Source organism: Nonomuraea sp. NPDC050691, assembly GCF_040654455.1.
In the GTDB taxonomy this organism is placed as follows: Bacteria; Actinomycetota; Actinomycetes; order Streptosporangiales; family Streptosporangiaceae; genus Nonomuraea.
The window spans coordinates 96,900-116,381 of the sequence record NZ_JBFAIA010000001.1 but is presented as its reverse complement, the minus strand read 5'-3'; the positions used below and the strand labels follow the sequence as shown (position 1 = coordinate 116,381).

Sequence of the window (19,482 nt, the reverse complement as noted above, 5' to 3'; positions counted from 1 at the left end):
GCTTGTCTTCGTCAGTGTGGGTCTGCCGATTCCATCGGCGAACCCGGAGTGGGCGAGGAGGGATTTGAACCCTCACGTCCTTTCGGACACACGGACCTGAACCGTGCGCGTCTGCCGTTCCGCCACCCGCCCTTTGTTGGGTGCGGAGAAACAGTAGCACGGAACAGCCGCTGGTACTGAACCCGGATACGATCGCATAAGACACGGGAGCGGATGAGCTGGGCGCGACGGCCGACCGAGCGCCGGGATCGCCGTGACGTGGGACGAGCGGAGCCAGGCGTGCGAGCGCCTGGAGGCCGCGATCATATGCACGGAGGAAGGGAGGTACCCGGTGGGAGTCCTTCAGCGCTTCGAGCGAAGGCTCGAAGGCTTGGTTGAGGGGGCCTTTGCGCGGGCGTTCAAATCTGACCTTCAGCCGGTCGAGGTCGCCAGCGCGGTTCAGCGGGAGATGGACGAGCGTGCGGCGATCGTCGCACAGGGTCGCACACTCGTGCCCAACGACTTCGTGGTGGAGCTGTCCACGACCGACAGTGAGCGGCTCGAGGTCTACGCCGACAGCATCAGCCACGAGCTGGCCAACCTCGCCAGGGAGTACGCCAAGGAACAGGGCTACTCCTTCGTGGGACCGGTCCGGGTGCGTTTCGAGACCGCCGCAGACCTGGCTGTGGGGCTGTTCCGCATCAGGTCGGGCGTCATCCGCGGCGCCACGGTGGAGCAGGACGAGATCCGCCAGCCCGCCAGCGACCTGCCCCCTTCCCGGCCCAACGCGTTCGGCGGGCGGCCCCGGCTGCTCGTCTCCACCCAGGACGACCCGCAGGGCGACCGCTCCTACGAGCTCACCACTCCGGTGACCCTGCTCGGCAGGGGCACCGACTGCGATCTTCGTCTGGTCGACCCCGGCGTCTCGCGCCACCACGCGGAGCTGCGCGTGGAAGGGCCCCAGGTCCACCTGGTGGACCTGGGATCGACCAACGGCACTTTCGTCAACGGCCAGCCGGTACGCAGAATCGAGCTCCAGAACGGCACGCGAGTGACGTTGGGGCGCACGACTCTGGTGTTCCGGCGCGATTAGGGGTAGACAAACGGTCCATGTCCGAGCTCACGCTGCTGCTGATCCGGCTAGCCTTCCTGGCGGTGCTGTGGTTCTTCGTCATTGCCGCAGTCGGCGTGATCCGGACTGACTTGTTCGGATCACGTACGGCTCCGGCGGGCCCACGGAAGAGCGCGAAACCCGCCAAACCGGCGGCCAAGCCGAAGAGCAAGAAGGGCGAGCCACGCCAGCTCGTCGTGACCGGTGGCCCCTTGCAGGGCACCACCATTAACCTCACGGAGACGCCCATCACCATCGGCCGGGCGAACGACGCCACGCTGGTAGTCAGCGATGACTACGCTTCCAGCCGGCATGCCCGGCTCTTTCCTCAGGACGGTCAGTGGATCGTGGAAGATCTCGGTTCGACCAACGGCACGTATCTCGACCGCTCAAAAGTCACCCGTCCGACCCCGGTGCCGCTCGGTGTTCCGATCCGCGTCGGCAAGACAGTCATTGAATTGCGCAAATGACCATCGCACTCCGCTACGCCGCCCGCTCGGACGTCGGCCTCCTCCGCGAGGGGAACGAGGACTCGGCGTACGCCAGCGGCCGCCTGCTCGCCGTCGCCGACGGCATGGGCGGGCACGCACACGGCGAGGTGGCGAGCTCCGTCGCCATCGCCGCAATGGCCTCCCTGGAGGAGGCCCAGCAGGGCGGTGACCTGCTCAACGCCATCGAGGCAGCAGTACGCGACGCCAACCGCAGGCTGCACGAGATGGTGGGGCGGGACCCGAGCCTGAAGGGCATGGGCACCACGCTCACCGCCATGCTCTGGAACGGCACCCAGGTGGCCCTGGTGCACGTCGGCGACTCGCGCGCCTACCTGCTCAGACGCGGGGAGCTCTACCAGATCACCCACGACCACACGCTGGTGCAGCAGCTGGTCGACGACGGGCGCATCACCCCCGAGGAGGCGGCGACGCACCCGCAGCGCTCGATCCTGCTGCGGGCGCTCGACGGGAGCGGCGAGGTCGATCCGGACCTCACGCTCCGCGAGGCCCAGGTGGGCGACCGCTACCTGCTCTGCTCCGACGGGCTGTCGGGCGTGGTGAGCGCGGAGACGCTGCACGCCACGCTGACCAACATCGACGACCCCGAAGAGGTCGTCCGGCAGCTCATCGACCTGGCCAACAGGGGCGGCGGGCCCGACAACATCACCTGCGTGCTGGCCGACGTGGTGGACATCTCCGACGGCCAGCAGGTGCCCGTCGAGGCGGCGGTCGTCGGCGCGGCCGGCATGAACCGGCTGAGACCCGCCCCGCAGGAGACCTCCCCGGGGCGATCGAGCGCGGTGACCGCGCCCCAGCCGGTGATCACTGACGACGAGTTCGACGAGCCGGGCGCTCAGGCGTCCCGGCAGCCGGGCCGCCGTCGTCGTGTGTGGCCCGTGCTGGTCTCCGTGCTCGGTGTCGGGGCCGTGGTCGCCGGTGTCGGCGGCTACTTCGGTTGGCAGTGGACCCAGGACCAGTTCTTCGTCGGAGCAAGGGGCGGCGAGGTGGTCGTCTTCCGGGGGATCCAGCAGGAGGTGGGCCCCCTCCAGTTCTTCTCGGTGGTCAAGCACACCGGCAAGCCCCTGGCCCAGCTCTCCCTTCCCGACCAGGAGCTGATCAAGGACGGCATCGAGGTGGCCACCCTCGACGAGGGCATCAACCGCATCAACGGCCTGAAGTTCGCCGACGGCCAGACCGACACGAAGGACAAGGCGGCGCCTGACGCGAGCGCGTCGCCCTCCCCCGAATCCGCCAAGGCGTCCCCCAGCGCCACGAAGGCATCTCCGAGCTCCACGAGGACGAAGCCCTAGATGAGCGAAATGGCCGCCACCCCCGTCCCCCTCCCGGCCAAGCGGCGAGGGGCGCAGCTTCTCATGCTGGCGCTCGCCGTCGGCATCATCATGTTCGCCTACGCCAACGTGGGCCTCGCCATGGACGGCAAGGTCCCGGCGGGCATGCTGACGTACGGGCTGGGCCTGGGCGGCTTCATGCTGGCCGCCTACCTGGTGCTGGCCAAGTTCGCGCCCTGGGCCGACCCGCTCATCCTGCCGCTGGTCACGCTGGTCAACGGCCTCGGCCTGGTGATGATCTACCGGATCGAGGCCTCCCACGCGCGGGGAACCGCGGGAGCCTCGGCCACCAACCAGCTCATCATGACCGGCATCGGCGTGGTCCTGTTCGCCATCACGCTGATCGTGCTGCGCGACCAGCGCGCGCTGCAGCGGCTGACCTACACGTCCGGCTTCGTCGGCCTGTTCCTGCTGATCTCCCCGCTCGTCCCCGGGCTGGGCGTGAGCCGCAACGGCGCCACGATCTGGATCGGCTTCGGCCCCGCCATCATCCAGCCCGCGGAGCTGGCCAAGATCGCTCTGGTCGTGTTCTTCGCCGGCTATCTCGTGGCCAAGCGCGACGTGCTGGCCCTGGCCGGGCGCCGACTGCTCTTCATCGACCTGCCCCGCGCCCGTGACCTCGGGCCGGTCCTCATCACCTGGGCGGTCAGCCTCGGCGTGCTCGTGCTGCAGAAGGACCTCGGCTCGTCGCTGCTGCTGTTCGGCACCTTCATCGCGATGCTGTACATCGCGACCCAACGCACGTCCTGGGTGCTGATCGGCATCCTGCTCTTCGTCGGCGGCGCGTTCCTGGCCGGCCTGATCTTCGACCACGTGCATGCCCGCTTCGAGGTCTGGCTCGACCCGGGCAACCAGGCGTTCTTCGACCGCCAGCTCGGCGGCAGCGCCCAGCTCATGCAGGGCCTGTTCGCGATGGGCGCGGGCGGAATCCTCGGCACCGGCCTGGGCGAGGGCCATCCCTATCTGGTCCCGCTGTCGTTCTCCGACTTCATCTTCTCCGCCACCGGCGAGGAGCTCGGCCTGACCGGCCTCATGGCGCTGCTGATGGTCTACGCGCTGATCGTCGAGCGCGGCCTGCGCACCTCGCTCGCGGCCCGCGACCCGTTCACCAAGCTGCTGGCGGGCGGTCTGTCGTTCCTGCTGGCCTGGCAGGTGTTCATCATCGTCGGCGGCGTGACCAACCTCATCCCGCTCACAGGTCTGGTCACCCCGTTCATGTCGCAGGGCGGTTCGGCCCTGCTGGCAAACTGGATCCTTATCGCCCTCCTGGTACGCACATCTGACGCGGCGCGCCAACCGCCGCCGCAGGCGATCCAGAACGAAGGACTGACACAGGTGTTCCAGCGATGAACAGCACCGTCAAGCGCATCGCCGTGGCCTGCCTGGCCATGTTCGCGCTGCTCATGGTCAACGTGAACTACGTCCAGGCGGTCAAGGCCGACAAGTACTCGGAGGACCAGCGCAACCTGCGCAACTTCTACGAGCGCTACGCCGTGCAGCGCGGGCGCATCACGGCCGGCGGCAAGGAGATCCTCGCCCAGTCCCGTGAGACCGACAGCAAGGAGTTCCGCTTCGTCCGCCAGTACACCGACGGCAAGCTGTACGCGCACATCACGGGCTTCTTCTCGCCCGAGAGCGCGTCCGGCATCGAGGCGGCCGAGAACAAGCTGCTCGACGGCTCCAGCTCCGACCTGCTGCTGCGGCGCAGCATCGACCTGTTCACCGGCGAGCCCACCAAGGGCGCCAACGTCGATCTGACGATCAACCCGCGGGCGCAGAAGGCGGCCTACGACGCGCTGCGCGCGAGCGGCAAGCGGGGCTCCCTGGTCGCCCTCAACCCCAAGACCGGCGCGATCCTCGCGATGGTGTCGCTGCCCACCTACGACCCCGCCGAGCTGTCGCTGACCGACAAGACCAAGGTGTTCGCCCGCTACGACGAGCTGGCCAAGGACAAGAGCCAGCCGCTGCTCAACCGCGCCATCGGCCAGACCTACCCGCCCGGCTCCACGTTCAAGGTGGTCACCGCCGCCGCGTACCTGGAGGACGACGACTCGCGCGGGCCGGACACGACGGTGGACGCGCCGCAGCGGCTGCCCCTGCCCGGCACCACCATCAGCCTGCCCAACTACGGCGGCGCCGCCTGCGGTGCCGGCAAGGTCCCGCTGGTCTTCGCGCTGGAGAAGTCCTGCAACACGCCGTTCGGTTCCATCGGCATGGAGCTCGGCTACGCGAAGATGAGGGAGCAGACCGAGAAGTTCGGCATGGGAGAGCAGATCGGCGTCCCGATGTCGGTGACCCAGAGTGACTTCGGCAAGGAAGAGGACAAGGCGGCCCTGGCCATGGCCTCGATCGGCCAGCGCAGCAACCGGATGACGCCGCTGCAGATGGCCATGATCGCCGCGGGCATCGCCAACAACGGCACGGTCATGAAGCCGTACCTCGTCAACAAGATCACCGACAGCAAGGGCGACTCGATCGAGGACGCCAGCCCGGACGAGCTGAGCGAGGCGGTCAGCCCCGAGACGGCCGGCAAGCTGCGCGAGATGATGGTCAGCGTCGTCAACAACGGCACCGCCAACCTGGCCCAGATCCCGGGCGTCCAGGTGGCCGGCAAGACCGGCACCGCCGAGACCTCCGACAACCGCCCCCCGCACGCCTGGTTCATCTCCTTCGCCCCCGCCGAGGACCCGCAGATCGCGCTCGCGGTCATCGTCGAGTCGGGCGCCGCCAACGTGGGCGCCGAGGCGACGGGCGGCCACACCGCCGCGCCGATCGCCAAGCAGGTGATGGAGGCGGTGCTGAAGAATTGATCGACGGCAACGTGCCGGGTCATGCGGCTCGGTAACCGTTATCTCCTCCTCTCCCGCATCGCCACGGGCGGCATGGGAGAGGTCTGGCGTGCCCGCGACGAGCTGCTGGGCCGCGAGGTGGCGGTCAAGGTGCTGCGCAGCCACATCCACGCCGACCCCACGTTCCGCGAGCGGTTCCGCAACGAGGCGCGCATCACCGCGGCGCTGTCCGACCCCGGCATCGCGCAGGTCTTCGACTACGGCGAGCAGGACGAGCTGGCCTACCTCGTGATGGAGCTCGTCCACGGCGAGCCGCTGTCGGCCATCCTGGCCCGCAACGGCGCCCTCGGCCCCGAGGTGGCGCTGGACGTGCTGCACCAGACGGCCAAGGCGCTGCACGTGGCCCACGCCTCCGGGGTCGTCCATCGCGACATCAAGCCGGGCAACCTGCTGGTGACGCCCGACGGCCACATCAAGGTGACCGACTTCGGCATCGCCCGGGCGCTGGAGGCCGCGCCGGTGACGCAGACCGGCACCGTGCTCGGCACCGCCCAGTACGTGAGCCCCGAGCAGGCCCAGGGCCTGCCGCTCACGCCCGCCACCGACCTGTACTCCCTGGGCATCGTCGTCTACGAGTGCCTGGCCGGCCGCACGCCGTTCCGGGGCGACAGCCAGGTGGCGATCGCGCTCCAGCACCTCAACGAGCAGCCGCCGCCGCTCGGCGTCGACGTGCCGGCGCCGGTGCGCGACCTGGTCTCGGCGCTGCTGTCCAAGGACCCCGCGATGCGGCCCGGGTCCGCGCGGGAGCTGGCCGACCGGGCGTACGTGCTGCGCGACTCGCTGGTCGGGCACGAGCGGGGCGTGGAGCTCAGCATGCTCACCGACCCCGACGGCTTCCGCGTCCACGAGCGCGGCCCGTACGGGACGGGCGGCGGCGCGGGCACCGGCACCGTGCCGGCCGGGAGCCCGGTGCGCCCGCATGACGGTGACTCCACGGACGACCTGATGGGCGGCGCCGTGCCCGCCACGGTGTCGGCGCACCCGTCGCGGCGCCACCCCGGCGGGCCCGGGCGGCGGCGCGGCAAGGGCGCGCGGGCGCTGGCCGTCGTGGCCACGGCCGGCTGCCTGGCCGCGGTGGGGCTCAGCGCCATGACGATCGTCCAGCAGCGCGACGTTCCCGCCAGGCCGCCGGACATCATGAACCCGTCGGGTGCCGGCTCGGCCACCCCGACGCCGGAGAAGACCCGCTCGGCCAAACCCAAACGCACGCGGCGACCGCCCGCGATTACGGCGAAGTCCACGCGGCCGGTAACCTCACGGTCGGCTACCGTTGACAAGTCGGCGACTCCTACCCAGAAGCCGACACCCCGACCCACCCCGACCACCCGAACCCCGACCCCCACACCGACCCCGAAGCCGACGACGACACCAACAAGTCAGACACAGAGCGCCTCGCCTGACCCCGGGGAGACAAACCCACCGAAGGAAGGGACGTGACGTGTCATGGGGGTCGATGATGGACACCGGTGGCTCCGCGCAGACCGCGGTACCCGAGATGAACGGTAAGGGACAGTGCAGGAAATGACTCAGCCTCGGCGACTCGGAGGCCGCTACGAGCTCGACGGTGTCGTCGGGCGCGGCGGCATGGCCGAGGTGTATCGCGCCCGGGACATCCGGCTGGACCGCATAGTCGCGATCAAGACTCTCCGGTCGGACCTGGCGCGCGATCACACCTTCCAGGCGCGTTTCCGCCGTGAGGCGCAGTCCGCGGCGTCGCTGAACCACCCGGCCGTCGTCGCGGTCTACGACACCGGCGAGGACGTCACCGACGGCACTCCCGTGCCCTACATCGTCATGGAGTTCGTCGACGGCCGCACGCTGCGCGACCTGCTGCGCGCCGACCGGCGGCTGATGCCCGAGCGGGCGGCCGAGCTCGTCGACGGCATCCTGCGGGCGCTCGACTACAGCCACCGCGGCGGCATCGTCCACCGCGACATCAAGCCGGCAAACGTCATGATCACTCGGGCCGGCGACGTCAAGGTGATGGACTTCGGCATCGCCCGCGCGATGGCCGACTCGGCCGCGACGATGACGCAGACCGCCCAGGTGATAGGGACCGCCCAGTACCTGTCGCCCGAGCAGGCGCGCGGCGAGCGGGTGGACGCGCGCAGCGACATCTACTCCACCGGCTGCGTCCTGTACGAGCTGCTGACCGGCCAGCCGCCGTTCACCGGCGACTCCCCCGTCGCGATCGCCTATCAGCACGTGCGCGAGGAGCCGATCCCGCCGTCGCAGATCGACCCCGAGATCCCGCAATGGGCCGACGCGATCGTGCTCAAGGCCATGGCCAAGGACCCGGCGCACCGCTACCAGAGCGCGAGCGAGATGCGGGCCGACATCCAGCGGGCCATGACGGGCATGCCGGTCGACGCCCAGACGATGGCCATGAACAACACCTACGCGCCGACCACGCGGATGATGACGTCCACGCAGGCCGCCGCGGGCCCGGCCACACAGCGCACCACCGCCGTCCCGCCGTACGAGTACGACGACGGCGGCCCGGGCAGGGGTGGCGGCGGCCGGCGCCGGGCCAACGGCGGGGGCGGCAACACCGCGCTGAAGACCGCCGCGTGGATCCTCGTGCCGCTGCTCGTCATCGGCGCGTTCATCGGCGTGGGGTACGCGTTCCTCAGCAACAACGAGGGGCCGAAGGCCCAGGCCATCAAGGTGCCGTCGCTGCAGACGCAGACCGAGCAGGCCGCGGTCGCCGAGCTCAAGGGGCTCGGTCTCAACCCCGTGGTGGTCAAGGAGTTCAGCGACGAGTACGACCCCAAGACCGTGATCAAGACCGATCCGGCCGAGGGCACGGAGGTCGAGAAGGGCGCGACGGTCAAGGTCGTCGTCTCCAAGGGCAAGAAGAAGGTGAAGGTGCCCGAGGGCCTCATCGGGCTCACCAAGGAGGAGGCGACCGAGGCCCTCAAGAAGGAGGGGCTGACCGCCACCGTCAAGACCAAGGCGTCCACCAAGAAGCAGGGCACGGTCATCGCCACCGACCCCGTCGCCGGCACGGAGGTCGAGGACGGCGGCAGCGTCACGCTGTTCGTGCCCATGGAGATGGCCACGGTCCCGAGCGTCATCGGCATGAGGGCCGACGAGGCCAAGGCGGCGCTGGAGTCGGCCGGCTTCGAGGTCAGGATCTCCAAGCAGTTCAACGAGCAGGCCGAGGACACGGTCTTCCAGCAGAACCCCGGCCCCGACGCCAAGATGGCGCCCGGCAGGACCGTCACGATCCTGGTCTCCAAGGGGCCCGACCAGTCGCAGCCCACCGAGCAGCCGTCGTTCACGGAGCAGCCCGATCCGACGCAGCCCACCGAGGAGCCGACGGAGGAGCAGACGACGATCGAGGAGCCGCCGGGCGACGACGGCTTCTGACGCTGAGGGCGCCATGAGCGGCTGAGGGGCCGCCTCCCGGCTCGGGGGGCGGCCCTTCGCTTCCCCTGGCACCAGGGGACCCTCAGGGCGTCCAGGAACCCTCTGGACGCCCTGAGGCTCTCCAGAAGGGCCCGGGACGACGAGAAGCGCCCCCGCCGCTCGGGGGCAACGGCGGGGACGCTCATCTGTGTGTCGTACCGGCGGCCCCGCGCGTTACACGATTCGGCGGCCCGCTCAGGCGATCGTGCGGAGCCAGTTGGCCAGCAGCCGGTGGCCGTGCTCGGACAGCACCGACTCGGGATGGAACTGGATGCCCTCGACGGGGGCCGAGCGGTGGCGCAGGCCCATGATGACGCCGTCGTCGGTGCGGGCGGTCACCTGGAGCTCGTCCGGCACCGTGCCGGGGCGCACGGCCAGCGAGTGGTAGCGGGTCATCCGCACCGGCGAGGGCAGCGACGCGAACACGCCCCGCCCGTCGTGGGAGATCGCGCTGGTGCGGCCGTGGACGATCTCGGGCGCGCGGGCGACGGTGGCGCCGTAGGCGTGGGCGATCGCCTGGTGGCCGAGGCACACGCCGAGCAGCGGCCGGCCCTCCTCGGCGGCCCGGCGCACCAGGGGCACGCTGACGCCCGCCGCCTCGGGCGTGCCGGGCCCGGGGCTGATGAGGACGCCGTCGAAGCCGGAGGAGTCGGCCACGGCCACCTCGTCGCGCGGGCGCACGTCGCACGTGGCGCCCAGCTCGCGGAGGTACTGGACGATGGTGTGGACGAAGCTGTCGTGGTTGTCCACCACCAGCACACGGCTCATTGCGTCACGGTCACCTCGTCCAGCGTCACCAGGGGTTCGAGCAGCGGGAACACCCGGTACCACAGTACGGCCACCACGATGCCGGCCAGCACGGCGGCCATGAGCGTCTTGGCCGGCCTCGGGCCGGGGAGCTTGCGCCAGATCCAGCCGTACACGTGATCAGACCTTCCTGAGCTCGACGCGGTCGAGCACCCCGTGCACGATGTAGCGCTGCGCGGCGGAGTACTCGGGATGGCAGGTGGTGAGCGTGATGAACGCCTTGGCGGGCTTGCGCTCGGGCTTGCCGGGGACGGGGGCGATGACGTCCAGCTCGGTGGGCAGCACGACCTCGTGGTAGGTCACCCGGTAGGTGTAGCGGGCCTCGCGCGCGTCCACGACGATCTCGTCGCCCCGCTTCAGCTCGTCGATCTCGTTGAACGGCGCGCCGTACGTGGTGCGGTGGCCGGAGACGACGAAGTTGCCCTTCTGGCCGGGCATGGCGGTGCCGGGGTAGTGGCCGGGCCCCTTGCGCAGGTGCTCGGTGGTCACGCCCTCGATCACCGCGTACTTGTAGTCGTTGCCCAGCCGGGGGATGCGCAGCAGCGCCACCGCGTGACCGAGCTTGATCTTCTTCAGCCGCTTCGGCTTGTCCTCACCCTGCTGACCTCCGTCCGCCTGCTCGCGGGCCAGCTCCTGCTCCAGCAGCGGCTGCGCGCCGTCGGTGTAGACGCCCGTCCCCCAGAGCAGGTAGGCACAGAACAGCAGGAGTACGAGGCCAGCGGTGATGCACAGCTCTCCCGCGGCCCGGAACGTGGCCCTCACCTTCACCAGCGTAAGCGCGCGACTACGTTCCGTCGGGGATCGCCATCTCCCGCGCGTGGCGACTATCCTGGCCCAGTCTCAACTACGCTTATCGAAGAGCCTGTGGACGATCCGGAAGCCCAGGCCCTCAGCAGGAGTCATCCAGTGCCCAAGTCGAAGACGCGCAAGAAGGCGGTCTACACGCCGCCGCAGAAGTCCCAGCAGGTCAAGATCAGCCCTCGCTGGCTGGCGCCGACGATGGTGGCGTCGTGGATCATCGGCATCCTGTGGATCGCCACCTACTACGTCGCACCGCAGCAGGCGCCGCTGATCAAGGACCTCGAGTCCTGGAACCTGCTGATCGGGTTCGTCTTCATCATCTTCGGCGTGGTGCTCTCCACCCGCTGGCGTTAGATCTTTCCACAGTCTTTTCCACACCCTGGGGACACCGGGTCACCGACTGTTCACCCCGCGGTGCCGGTGATGGCAGTGGTCCTCAGGGCGACGAGCGCCACCAGCACGACCAGCGCCCCCACGAGCGCCAGCGCCTGCCACAGGAGCCGGTTGCTCCGGGGCGCGTAGGCGAGCGCGGCGGCGAGGGCGGAGCCGGTGATCAGGCCGCCGACGTGGCCGGTCCAGCTGATGCCCGGCACCACGAAGGTGATCACCAGGTTGATGCCGATGAGCATGGCGAGGTAGCGCACGTCGAGGTTGAGCTTGCGGCCGACCACGAACGCCGCGCCGAACAGGCCGAAGATCGCGCCGGAGGCGCCGGCCGAGGGCTGGTTCAGCGGGTCGAGCCAGTAGCCGAGCACCGAGCCGCCGAGCGCGCTGAGCAGGTAGAGCGCCAGGTAGCGGACGTGGCCGAAGGCGCGTTCCAGGTTGGGGCCGACGACGAAGAGCGCCCAGGCGTTGAACAGAAGGTGGAACGTGCCGAGGTGCGCGAACGCGGCCGTGATCAGCCGGTAGTACTCGCCGAGCCGCGCCACCCCGTTGGGCCACATCATGAGCAGGCTGGTGATGTCGTTCGTGAGCTGTTGGATGCCGTAGATCACGACGATGAGCCCCAGCAGGACCCACGTGACGATCGGTGTGCGGACCACCGCGCCGCCGAACGTGGACCTCGCCTGCCGTATGCCCTTGTTGCCCTCGGCCACGCACTCCGGGCACTGGAAGCCCACGGCGGCGTCGCGCATGCAGTCGGGACAGATGGGCCGTTCGCAGCGCTGGCAGCGGACCCAGGTCTCGCGCTCGGGGTGCCGGTAGCAGGTGGGCACCGCCTCCGCGGGCTGCTCCGGGGGCAGGGGCGGCTGGCTGGTCATGCCCGCAGCCTACGGCCTCGCCGCCCCTGCCGCGTGCGCCCATGCCGTCCGCGGCGCGCGACGCCGCGCCCGCGACGCGCCGCCGGTCAGCCGCGCCCAGCCTCGCCCGCGGGGCGGACCGGTCCGAGCCTCGCCGCCCCTCCGCCCCGGGGGCCGGCCTCAGCCCTGGACGCGGTCGATCGTCACCGACTCCAGCACGACGTCCTCGACCGGGCGGTCGTTGCGGCCGGTGCGGGTCTTGGCGATCGCGTCGATGACCTCCTGGCCCTCGACGACCTCGCCGAAGATGGTGTGCCGGCCGTTCAGGTGCGGCGTCGGCACGACGGTGATGAAGAACTGCGAGCCGTTGGTGCCCTTGCCGAAGCGGATGCCGGCGTTGGCCATGGCGAGCAGGTACGGGCGGTTGAAGTAGAGGTCCGGGTGGATCTCGTCGTCGAACTCGTAGCCCGGGCCGCCGATGCCCTGGCCGAGCGGGTCACCGCCCTGGATCATGAAACCGGAGATCACCCGGTGGAAGATCGTGCCGTCGTAGTACTTGCCGGTGCTCTTCTCGCCGGTGCCCGGGTGGGTCCACTCGCGGGCGCCCTCGGCGAGCTCCACGAAGTTGCGGACGGTCTTGGGCGCCTGGTTCGGGAAGAGTTCGACCTTGACGGTGCCGTGATTGGTCTGCAGGTTTGCGATCAGCTTCTCAGCCACGAGACAGCTGCCCCCCTCTATACACAGGGTTGGTTCTGTGGTCTTTTGTTGACTATGGCCGTTCGGCCTCCGGGCCATCCTCCCACGGCTCGTCATGATTGAGCCGCCTTCTACCGGGAAGGTCAGGCTCGGGGCCCCAACGACAGGGGAGGTTGTCGTGTCCCTGACACTGAGGAAGCGCCGCGTGGTCATAGAGGTTCCCGCCACGTGGATGGGCCGGATGAAGGCCCGGGCCGTCCAGACCGGCCAGTATGTAACACCGATGGCGGATCAGGCCAAGATGATGGCCGATCAGGCGAAGGTCATGGCCGACCAGGCCAAGATGAGCGCCGCCCAGCGGATCGAGGACGCCCGTTACTGGGCGGCCCCGGTGCTGGAGGACGCCGCGCATCGGGTGGAGGACCAGCTCGCCCCCAAGGTCAGCTCGATGCTGACCGCGGCGGCGGGGAAGATCGATCCGACGCCCGCCAGATCGCGGCGCTGGCCGATCATGGTTCTGATCACCGGTCTCGCTGTGGGCGCGATGGGCTACATGGCCTATCGCCGCAACGCGCAGCAGTGGACGGAGCAGATGAAGGACTCCGCGTCCGACGCGTCGCGTTGGGTGAGCGAGAAGGCGGACAAGACCGCCCAATCCGCGGAGAACGCCACGTCCACCGTCTCGGAGAAGGCGGACGAGGCAGCGCACAAGCCGCAGTGATCCAGCGCGAAAGTGCGCCCCCGCGTGAGGGGGGCGCACTTTCGCGTTTCCGGGGCCGTGGCGTCTTCCGGGGCGTTGACGCCATACCAAGCGCTTGCTAGAACCGGCGGCATGAGCCTGTCACCGCTCGACGACTACCCGGTCCACCAGGCCGCCCAGGTCATGCGGCACGTGACCACCTCCGACCGCAACTTCTACGACCGCTACTACTTCAACTGCCACGCCGGCACGGACGAGCTGATGCTGATCGTCGGCCTGGGCCAGTACCCCAACCTGGGCGTCACCGACGCGTTCGCCTGCGTGCGCCACCGGGGCGCGGGCGACGACCTGCACCGCGTCGTGCGCGCCTCCCGCGAGCTGGGCGCCGACCGGACGGACACCGGGATCGGCCCGTTCCGGGTCGAGGTCATCGAAGGGCTCAAACGGCTGCGCGTGGTGCTGGAGCCGAACGAGCATGGCCTGTCCTTCGACCTGACCTGGGAGGGCACGATCCCGGCGACACTGGAGCCCCGGCACTTCCTGCGCTGGCAGGAGCGGGTCATGTTCGACTCCGTACGGCTCGCGCAGACCGGGCGCTGGAACGGGCACATCCGCATCGGCTCCGAGGAGATCCCCGTCACCCCCGACCGCTGGCTGGGCACCAGGGACCGGTCCTGGGGCATCAGGCCCGTCGGCGAGCCCGAGCCCCCGGGCGTGCAGGCCAAGAACCCCGGAACGTTCTACTGGCTGTACGCGCCGATGATGTTCGACGACCACGCCATCCTCTGCATCGTGCAGGAGGACGAGCGCGGCCGCCGGGTGCTGGAGGAGGCCACCCGGGTGTGGTCGGACGGCCGGGGGGAGGAGTACCTCGGCCGGCCCGAGTACCGCCCCGTCTACGCACCCGGCACCCGCGACGTCGTCGAGGCCACCATCACCTTCGCGCCACCCGGGGGCAAGCCGTTCGACGTCCGCTGCACGCCGCTCCTGCCGGTCCACCTCATGGTCGGCACCGGGTACGGCCTGGAGCCGGACTGGAGGCACGGCATGTACCAGGGTGCCGGCCCGGTCGTCCAGGGGGTCACCTACACGCTGCCGGCCGACGCCGCCCGCATGTGGGGCCTCGTGGACGCCGTGGGCCGCTTCGAGTACGACGGCCTGGTGGGGCACGGCCTGTTCGAGTACTGGGCCCTCGGCCCGCACCCGTCGTTCACCTGACCGGGCCCCGGGCCGGCTACTTGTCCTCGGCCTCGCAGAGCACGGTGACGGCCGGACCCGTCACGCCCTCGGGCGGCGCGCCGTCGAAGCCCTCGGCCGGGAGGGCGGGGACGGCCGGCACGGCGTCCAGGTCCTCGCGACCCTTGACCCGCTCGCCCTCCTCGAAGCGCACGGCGCCGGCCTCGTCCGCGGGCTCGGCCCGCTTGGCGTAGAGCCGTGGCGCACCCTCGGGGAGGTCCTTGGCCAGCTTCTCCGCCTCCTCGGGGGAAAGGGCCCTCCGGGCCACCTCGGCCCTCTCGCCCGGCTCCACCTCGGAGATGGCGACCTTGCCGTCCTTCTCCTTCACGACCCTGATGGCCTTGACGGGCTTCGCGAAGCTCACCACCTGACCGTCGCTCGACCTGCAGACGATCCCGGCGTCCGGCGCCGGGGCCGGCGTCTCGTCGGCCATGGCGGACCCGCTCAGGATCGACAGCGCGAGGACGCCCACCGCGCCCAGGATCCCGACACGCCTCTTGAACATGGAATCTCCCTTTCGTGGAAGAGATCGGCATGATCTGACGGACCGACAGTGGCGCGCCGTACCTGAAGCGAGCCTGAACGCGGCCGAAATGATCTTCAGGTTGGCTTTAGGTGGCGTGCGGCACGCTGGTCGGCGTGCGGGTCTTACTGGTGGAGGACGAACGGCGGCTGGCCGGCCTCGTCCGCGACGGGCTGTCGGGCGAGGGATTCGCGGTCGACGTGGCCCACGACGGCCGCGACGGGCTGTGGATGGCCACGGAGAATCCCTACGACGTGATCGTCCTGGACGTGATGCTGCCCCGGATGAACGGCTACACCGTCTGCGCCCGGCTGCGCGAGGCCGGGAACTGGACGCCGATCATGATGCTCACCGCCAAGGACGGCGTGTACGACGAGGCCGAGGCGCTCGACACCGGCGCCGACGACTACCTGTCGAAGCCGTTCTCGTACGTGGTGCTGCTGGCGAGACTGCGGGCCCTGGTCCGGCGGGGCGGCGGGGAGCGGCCGGTGTCGATCACGGTGGGCGACCTCGTGCTCGACCCGGCGGGGCTGCGCTGCCGCAGGGGCGAGGCGGAGATCGCGCTGACACCGAAGGAGTTCGCCGTGCTGCACGGGCTGGCACGGCGGGCGGGTGAGGTGGTCTCCAAGAGCGAGCTGCTGGCCCAGGCTTGGGACTTCTCCTACGACGGCGACCCGAACATCGTCGAGGTCTACATCAGCGCGCTGCGCCGCAAGATCGACCAGCCGTTCGGCCGGTCTTCACTGATCACGGTGCGAGGCGCCGGGTACCGCTTGGAGGCGACGTGAGCGGCGGCGTGAGCAGGGAGCGGACCGTGACCGTGTTGCTCGCCCGGCTCGGGGCCGTGCTGCCGGACCGGCTCCGGGAGAAGCTTTCCGACATGCTTCCGGCGGGGGTGTCGGCCGGGCTGTCGTCGGTGCGGCTGCGGGCCACGGCGGCGGCGACGCTCATGGTGGCGCTCGCCCTGGGGGCCGCCGCGGCCGTGCTCGTCGTCACGTTGCGCGGCAGCCTGGAGGCCAGCACCGACGCCGAGGCCGCGCGCCGGGCGGTGGCGGCCGCACCGATGCTGATCCAGTCGAACGGACACGTCCGGACCACCCCCACGACCGACACCCCCGGCACCCCGGCCGAAGGCACGACCAGCGACGTGCTGGACACGACCGGCACTACCGGCCTCGTGGCCGTCCCGCCGGGCAGCCAAGTCACGGCGCTCGTCGGCAGGGTCCAGGCGGTTCCGGCGACTCCCGCGGACGGGTTGGCGGTGGCCCGTACGGACGGGTTGGCGGTGCCCGGGACGAGAGCCAAGCCGGTCAGCGACCCCGACGTCCTCCTCGTCGGGTCGGCGGGGACGGCGGACGTCGACAGCGCGTGGGCGCAGCCCGACCGGTACGCGGTGGCGGCCCTGAAGGTGGACACCGCGCAGGGGACGTCCACAGTGTGGGCCAGGGCCTCCCGGGCGGGCGCCGACGAGGCGTTGCAGACGCTCAACAGCGCCCTGCTGCCCGGCGTGCCGGCGCTGCTGGGCGTGGTCGCCGCGATGACCTGGTTCTCGGTGAGCCGGGCGCTGCGGCCGGTCGCCGCGATCCGCGCCAAGATGGCCGACATCACCGCCCGTGACCTGCACCAGCGGGTGCCCGTGCCGCGTTCGCGCGACGAGATCGCGGCCCTGGCCACGACCGTGAACGGCACGCTCGACCGGTTGGAGACGGCCGTCGGGACCCACCAGCGGTTCGTCGCCGACGCCGCGCACGAGCTGCGCAGCCCGATCGCCACCCTGCGGGCCCGGTTGGAGCTGGCCCCGCCGAGCGAGCTGACCCGCGAGGCGCTGGCCGACGTGGAGCGCCTCCAGGGCCTGGCCGGCGACCTGCTCATGCTGGCCAGGCTCGACGCCGGCGAGCCGGTGCGGACGACGTCGCTCGACCTCGGGCAGGTGGCCTTCGAGGAGTCGGTGCGCTCGGGGCCGGGCGCGGAGCCGAAGGTCGTCGTGGACATCGAGCCGGACGTGGTGGTCCGGGGCTCGCGCGGCCACCTCGCCCGGCTGGTGACGAACCTGCTGGACAACGCGCGCCGGCACGCCGGGACGACGGTGACGGTCCGGGTGCGCCCGGGCGACGGCGTGGCGGTGCTGGAGGTGCTCGACGACGGGCCGGGGATCCCGCCGGAGCACCGGGAGGCGGTGTTCGACCGGTTCACCCGGCTGGACGAGGCCCGGGCCAGGGACGACGGGGGCGCGGGGCTGGGGCTGCCCATCGCCCGGGACATCGCGGGGCTGCACGGCGGCGCGCTGGTGGCGATCGACGGCGGCTTCCGCGCCACCTTCCCCGCCCCCACCTGACCGCCCCCGGACCGGCCCACGTCACCGCACCACGGGCTACGGGGTCAGGTGGACCGGGCAGCCGAGGTCGGCGCCGATGCGGGTCAGGCCGGCCGCGAAGGAGTCGCGCGTGGCCCGGTCGTAGCCGAGGAAGAAGCGGTTGGCCAGCGGCACCCCCCAGCGCAGGCTCGTGGCCACGTTGTAGACCCGGTGGGTGAGCCGCGTGCCGTCGGGGTGGGAGGCGAGCGTCCACTCGGCCCGGTACCACCAGCCGCCCTGGAGGGCGATCATCCGGTCGGTGACCTCGACGGTGCTCCTGTGCCCCGGGAAGTCCTCGACGGTGAAGCGGTCGCTGTCGGGCGCCTCGGCCGGCAGCAGCGCCTTCCTCAGGGCGTCCCGCACGCGCCCCACGGGCGCCTCGACCACGCCCGACACCTCAGTGATCAGCTTCTTGTCCTCGCGGCTCATGACCGCCTCCTTCGGAAGCCCGCTCCAGCAGTGACTGCTTGACCGTGTCCGGCCAGTCGAGCGCGCCGCTCTCCAGCCGTTCCAGCACCCCTCGCACCCAGGCCAGCTCGGCCGCCTGGACGGCCCGCTCGTACTCGAGCTCCAGCGCGAGCACCTCCGGCAGGCCGTTGTCGGCCATGCTCGCGAGGTGCGCGTCGAGACCGCCGACCGCCGCCTCCAGCGCCGCGGCCCGGATGCGCAGCGCGCGCCGCGCCTCGGGCACCGGCAGAGCGCCGATCAGCGAGACTCCCGCGACGAGCACGCGCCGGTCGGGGTCCGGCCGCTCCAGCAGGCGGCGCAGGCGCGTGGCCAGCTCCTGCCGTCCCTCGGCGGTGATCTCGTAGACGGTCCGCTCGGGCCGCCGCCCCTCGCGCGCGGTGGCCGACGGCGTGATCAGCTCGTCGCGCGCCAGCCGCTCGACCGCGTGGTACAGGCTCCTGGGCAGCCCGGTCACGTAGTCCTTGTGCGTGTCGACGATGAGGCGGTGCAGCTCGTACGGGTGACCGGCGCGTACCGAGAGCAGGGCGAGCACGGTCAGCCCGACCAGGTCGTGGCGTTGCGCCATAGCGCCTCCTTCTATAGTGCACTTTGCACTATAAGGTGGACCGTCGAGGCTGTCGAGGGTCCGCCGGAGGCGTGATCCGTCAGGCGAGGCTGGTGTCGAGCTGCAGGAAGGCGCGCTCGATGATCTGCTGGGTGACGTCCTCGGGATACGGGAACTGCTTGACCAGGTCGCGCAGCCCTTCCACGTGCGCCCGCCTCGCCAGCTCGGCCACGGCGGCCAGCTCGGCACCCTGCGCCTCGGCGAACGCGCGGTCCACCACCGCGCCGTGGCCGGGCACGATCACCTCGCCGGGCAGCTCGGCCAGCATGGCGGCCGTCGTCGCCGGCCAGTCGAGCGGGTACGAGTCGCTGAACGCCGGCGGTGCCCCCTGCTCGACCAGGTCACCGGCGAACACCACACCGGCGTCGGGCACGTACGTGACGATGTCGTTGCTGCTGTGGCCCAGCCCGAAGTGGCGCAGGTGGACGATCCGCCCGCCGATGTCGAGCGACGCCGCGGTGGTGAACGTGTTGTCGGGCGGCACGATCACCACCTCCTCGAACTCCTCGCGCCGCTCCTCGGGCGCCCTCCGGATGATGTTGGCCCGCTGCTCCTCGCCGTGCTGCTCCATGTCCTCGACGCACCGCAAGTGTCCCCAGATCTCGGCCGGGCGGAACAGCGCGTTGCCCCAGACGTGGTCGAAGTGGGCGTGGCTGTTGACGACGGTCCACGGGCTGCTCGTGATCCGCCGGATCGCGTCGATCAGGTCGGTGGCCTCGCGGTGCGACGCCCTGGTGTCGAGCACCAGGCAGTGCCCGTCGCCCACGACGAGGCCCACGTTCATGTCGTACGACCTGTGGCGCCGGACGTAGACCCGGTCGCCGACCTCCCGCCATTGCTCCCTCATGGACGAAACCTTACTG

General features: G+C 70.7%; 21 protein-coding genes and 1 tRNA gene. 12 read left to right on the top strand and 10 right to left on the bottom strand.

The window, feature by feature from the left end; all coding sequences use genetic code 11:
- Window positions 1-49: 49 nt before the first annotated feature.
- Window positions 50-132 (bottom strand) — tRNA-Leu (locus AB0H81_RS00625).
- Between the two features lie 199 nt (window positions 133-331).
- On the opposite strand from AB0H81_RS00625, the gene AB0H81_RS00620 reads away from it, so the two are divergent.
- The 7 genes from AB0H81_RS00620 (at window position 332) to pknB (ending at window position 9,151) form a co-directional block, all read left to right on the top strand.
- Window positions 332-1,072 carry a DUF3662 and FHA domain-containing protein gene (locus AB0H81_RS00620; RefSeq protein ID WP_175594526.1) on the top strand — a complete coding sequence of 247 codons (741 nt, stop codon included), beginning with the start codon at window positions 332-334 and terminating at the stop codon, window positions 1,070-1,072.
- Window positions 1,073-1,089: 17 nt separating this feature from the next.
- Window positions 1,090-1,560 (top strand): FHA domain-containing protein, encoded by a 471-nt coding sequence (locus AB0H81_RS00615; protein ID WP_358367185.1) that lies wholly within the window; start codon window positions 1,090-1,092, stop codon window positions 1,558-1,560.
- Window positions 1,557-2,891 (top strand): Stp1/IreP family PP2C-type Ser/Thr phosphatase, encoded by a 1,335-nt coding sequence (locus AB0H81_RS00610; RefSeq protein WP_358367182.1) that lies wholly within the window; start codon window positions 1,557-1,559, stop codon window positions 2,889-2,891. Before AB0H81_RS00615 ends, AB0H81_RS00610 begins: the two co-directional genes overlap by 4 nt.
- On the top strand, window positions 2,892-4,280 hold the full coding sequence (locus AB0H81_RS00605; RefSeq protein WP_358367179.1) for an FtsW/RodA/SpoVE family cell cycle protein: 1,389 nt from the start codon (window positions 2,892-2,894) through the stop codon (window positions 4,278-4,280).
- Complete coding sequence (locus AB0H81_RS00600; RefSeq protein WP_358367176.1) at window positions 4,277-5,740, top strand: penicillin-binding protein 2; 1,464 nt, start codon at window positions 4,277-4,279, stop codon at window positions 5,738-5,740. The genes AB0H81_RS00605 and AB0H81_RS00600 overlap by 4 nt, the downstream gene beginning before the upstream one ends.
- Window positions 5,741-5,761: 21 nt before the next feature.
- On the top strand, window positions 5,762-7,216 hold the full coding sequence (locus AB0H81_RS00595) for a serine/threonine-protein kinase (RefSeq protein WP_358367173.1): 1,455 nt from the start codon (window positions 5,762-5,764) through the stop codon (window positions 7,214-7,216).
- Window positions 7,217-7,300: 84 nt separating this feature from the next.
- Window positions 7,301-9,151 (top strand): Stk1 family PASTA domain-containing Ser/Thr kinase, encoded by a 1,851-nt coding sequence (gene pknB, locus AB0H81_RS00590; RefSeq protein WP_358367170.1) that lies wholly within the window; start codon window positions 7,301-7,303, stop codon window positions 9,149-9,151.
- A gap of 234 nt (window positions 9,152-9,385) precedes the next feature.
- Here the strand turns inward: pknB and AB0H81_RS00585 are convergent, their stop codons facing one another.
- Genes AB0H81_RS00585 through AB0H81_RS00575 form a run of 3 tightly spaced genes read right to left on the bottom strand, consistent with a single transcriptional unit; the run spans window position 9,386 to window position 10,759 of the window.
- Complete coding sequence (locus tag AB0H81_RS00585; protein ID WP_358367167.1) at window positions 9,386-9,958, bottom strand: gamma-glutamyl-gamma-aminobutyrate hydrolase family protein; 573 nt, start codon at window positions 9,956-9,958, stop codon at window positions 9,386-9,388.
- Window positions 9,955-10,113 (bottom strand): hypothetical protein, encoded by a 159-nt coding sequence (locus tag AB0H81_RS00580; protein ID WP_358367164.1) that lies wholly within the window; start codon window positions 10,111-10,113, stop codon window positions 9,955-9,957. Before AB0H81_RS00580 ends, AB0H81_RS00585 begins: the two co-directional genes overlap by 4 nt.
- A 4-nt stretch (window positions 10,114-10,117) precedes the next feature.
- Window positions 10,118-10,759 (bottom strand): class E sortase, encoded by a 642-nt coding sequence (locus tag AB0H81_RS00575; RefSeq protein ID WP_358367161.1) that lies wholly within the window; start codon window positions 10,757-10,759, stop codon window positions 10,118-10,120.
- A gap of 144 nt (window positions 10,760-10,903) precedes the next feature.
- On the opposite strand from AB0H81_RS00575, the gene AB0H81_RS00570 reads away from it, so the two are divergent.
- The gene (locus AB0H81_RS00570) at window positions 10,904-11,152 is read left to right on the top strand and encodes a cell division protein CrgA (RefSeq protein ID WP_358367158.1); all 249 of its coding nucleotides are present in this window, start codon (window positions 10,904-10,906) and stop codon (window positions 11,150-11,152) included.
- 50 nt (window positions 11,153-11,202) lie between these two features.
- On the opposite strand, the gene AB0H81_RS00565 is transcribed toward AB0H81_RS00570, so the two are convergent.
- Together AB0H81_RS00565 and AB0H81_RS00560 are read right to left on the bottom strand one after the other, a co-directional pair.
- On the bottom strand, window positions 11,203-12,060 hold the full coding sequence (locus tag AB0H81_RS00565; protein WP_358367155.1) for a rhomboid family intramembrane serine protease: 858 nt from the start codon (window positions 12,058-12,060) through the stop codon (window positions 11,203-11,205).
- A 159-nt stretch (window positions 12,061-12,219) separates the two neighbouring features.
- The gene (locus AB0H81_RS00560; RefSeq protein ID WP_358367153.1) at window positions 12,220-12,756 is read right to left on the bottom strand and encodes a peptidylprolyl isomerase; all 537 of its coding nucleotides are present in this window, start codon (window positions 12,754-12,756) and stop codon (window positions 12,220-12,222) included.
- A gap of 220 nt (window positions 12,757-12,976) precedes the next feature.
- Between AB0H81_RS00560 and AB0H81_RS00555 the strand changes: the two genes are divergently transcribed.
- Both AB0H81_RS00555 and AB0H81_RS00550 read left to right on the top strand, forming a co-directional pair.
- A complete protein-coding gene (locus tag AB0H81_RS00555) occupies window positions 12,977-13,456 on the top strand; it encodes a hypothetical protein (protein WP_358367150.1) in 480 nt (159 codons plus the stop codon).
- Between the two features lie 111 nt (window positions 13,457-13,567).
- A complete protein-coding gene (locus AB0H81_RS00550) occupies window positions 13,568-14,653 on the top strand; it encodes a hypothetical protein (RefSeq protein WP_358367147.1) in 1,086 nt (361 codons plus the stop codon).
- A gap of 16 nt (window positions 14,654-14,669) precedes the next feature.
- Here AB0H81_RS00550 and AB0H81_RS00545 read toward each other — a convergent pair whose 3' ends face one another.
- Complete coding sequence (locus AB0H81_RS00545; RefSeq protein WP_358367145.1) at window positions 14,670-15,176, bottom strand: hypothetical protein; 507 nt, start codon at window positions 15,174-15,176, stop codon at window positions 14,670-14,672.
- A 134-nt stretch (window positions 15,177-15,310) separates the two neighbouring features.
- Here AB0H81_RS00545 and AB0H81_RS00540 point away from each other — a divergent pair, with 134 nt between their 5' ends.
- The gene (locus tag AB0H81_RS00540; RefSeq protein WP_358367143.1) at window positions 15,311-15,982 is read left to right on the top strand and encodes a response regulator transcription factor; all 672 of its coding nucleotides are present in this window, start codon (window positions 15,311-15,313) and stop codon (window positions 15,980-15,982) included.
- A gap of 26 nt (window positions 15,983-16,008) precedes the next feature.
- A complete protein-coding gene (locus AB0H81_RS00535) occupies window positions 16,009-17,529 on the top strand; it encodes a HAMP domain-containing sensor histidine kinase (RefSeq protein ID WP_358367140.1) in 1,521 nt (506 codons plus the stop codon).
- Between the two features lie 36 nt (window positions 17,530-17,565).
- On the opposite strand, the gene AB0H81_RS00530 is transcribed toward AB0H81_RS00535, so the two are convergent.
- From AB0H81_RS00530 to AB0H81_RS00520, 3 genes are all read right to left on the bottom strand, one after another.
- Window positions 17,566-17,976, bottom strand: coding sequence for a hypothetical protein (locus AB0H81_RS00530; RefSeq protein WP_358367137.1), 411 nt, complete (start codon window positions 17,974-17,976; stop codon window positions 17,566-17,568).
- Complete coding sequence (locus AB0H81_RS00525) at window positions 17,945-18,580, bottom strand: PadR family transcriptional regulator (RefSeq protein WP_358367134.1); 636 nt, start codon at window positions 18,578-18,580, stop codon at window positions 17,945-17,947. The genes AB0H81_RS00530 and AB0H81_RS00525 overlap by 32 nt, the downstream gene beginning before the upstream one ends.
- A gap of 79 nt (window positions 18,581-18,659) precedes the next feature.
- The gene (locus AB0H81_RS00520) at window positions 18,660-19,466 is read right to left on the bottom strand and encodes an MBL fold metallo-hydrolase (protein ID WP_358367131.1); all 807 of its coding nucleotides are present in this window, start codon (window positions 19,464-19,466) and stop codon (window positions 18,660-18,662) included.
- Window positions 19,467-19,482: the final 16 nt, after the last annotated feature.

Bases quoted from the DNA above. Each gene is read 5' to 3' on its own strand.
- AB0H81_RS00615 (WP_358367185.1), top strand. From the start codon at position 1,090: ATGTCCGAGCTCACGCTGCTGCTGATCCGGCTAGCCTTCCTGGCGGTG.
- AB0H81_RS00525 (WP_358367134.1), bottom strand. From the start codon at position 18,580: ATGGCGCAACGCCACGACCTGGTCGGGCTGACCGTGCTCGCCCTGCTC.
- AB0H81_RS00550 (WP_358367147.1), top strand. From the start codon at position 13,568: ATGAGCCTGTCACCGCTCGACGACTACCCGGTCCACCAGGCCGCCCAG.
- AB0H81_RS00565 (WP_358367155.1), bottom strand. From the start codon at position 12,060: ATGACCAGCCAGCCGCCCCTGCCCCCGGAGCAGCCCGCGGAGGCGGTG.
- AB0H81_RS00555 (WP_358367150.1), top strand. From the start codon at position 12,977: ATGAAGGCCCGGGCCGTCCAGACCGGCCAGTATGTAACACCGATGGCG.
- AB0H81_RS00610 (WP_358367182.1), top strand. From the start codon at position 1,557: ATGACCATCGCACTCCGCTACGCCGCCCGCTCGGACGTCGGCCTCCTC.
- AB0H81_RS00530 (WP_358367137.1), bottom strand. From the start codon at position 17,976: ATGAGCCGCGAGGACAAGAAGCTGATCACTGAGGTGTCGGGCGTGGTC.
- AB0H81_RS00605 (WP_358367179.1), top strand. From the start codon at position 2,892: ATGAGCGAAATGGCCGCCACCCCCGTCCCCCTCCCGGCCAAGCGGCGA.
- AB0H81_RS00600 (WP_358367176.1), top strand. From the start codon at position 4,277: ATGAACAGCACCGTCAAGCGCATCGCCGTGGCCTGCCTGGCCATGTTC.
- AB0H81_RS00545 (WP_358367145.1), bottom strand. From the start codon at position 15,176: ATGTTCAAGAGGCGTGTCGGGATCCTGGGCGCGGTGGGCGTCCTCGCG.
- AB0H81_RS00585 (WP_358367167.1), bottom strand. From the start codon at position 9,958: ATGAGCCGTGTGCTGGTGGTGGACAACCACGACAGCTTCGTCCACACC.
- pknB (WP_358367170.1), top strand. From the start codon at position 7,301: ATGACTCAGCCTCGGCGACTCGGAGGCCGCTACGAGCTCGACGGTGTC.
- AB0H81_RS00595 (WP_358367173.1), top strand. From the start codon at position 5,762: ATGCGGCTCGGTAACCGTTATCTCCTCCTCTCCCGCATCGCCACGGGC.
- AB0H81_RS00520 (WP_358367131.1), bottom strand. From the start codon at position 19,466: ATGAGGGAGCAATGGCGGGAGGTCGGCGACCGGGTCTACGTCCGGCGC.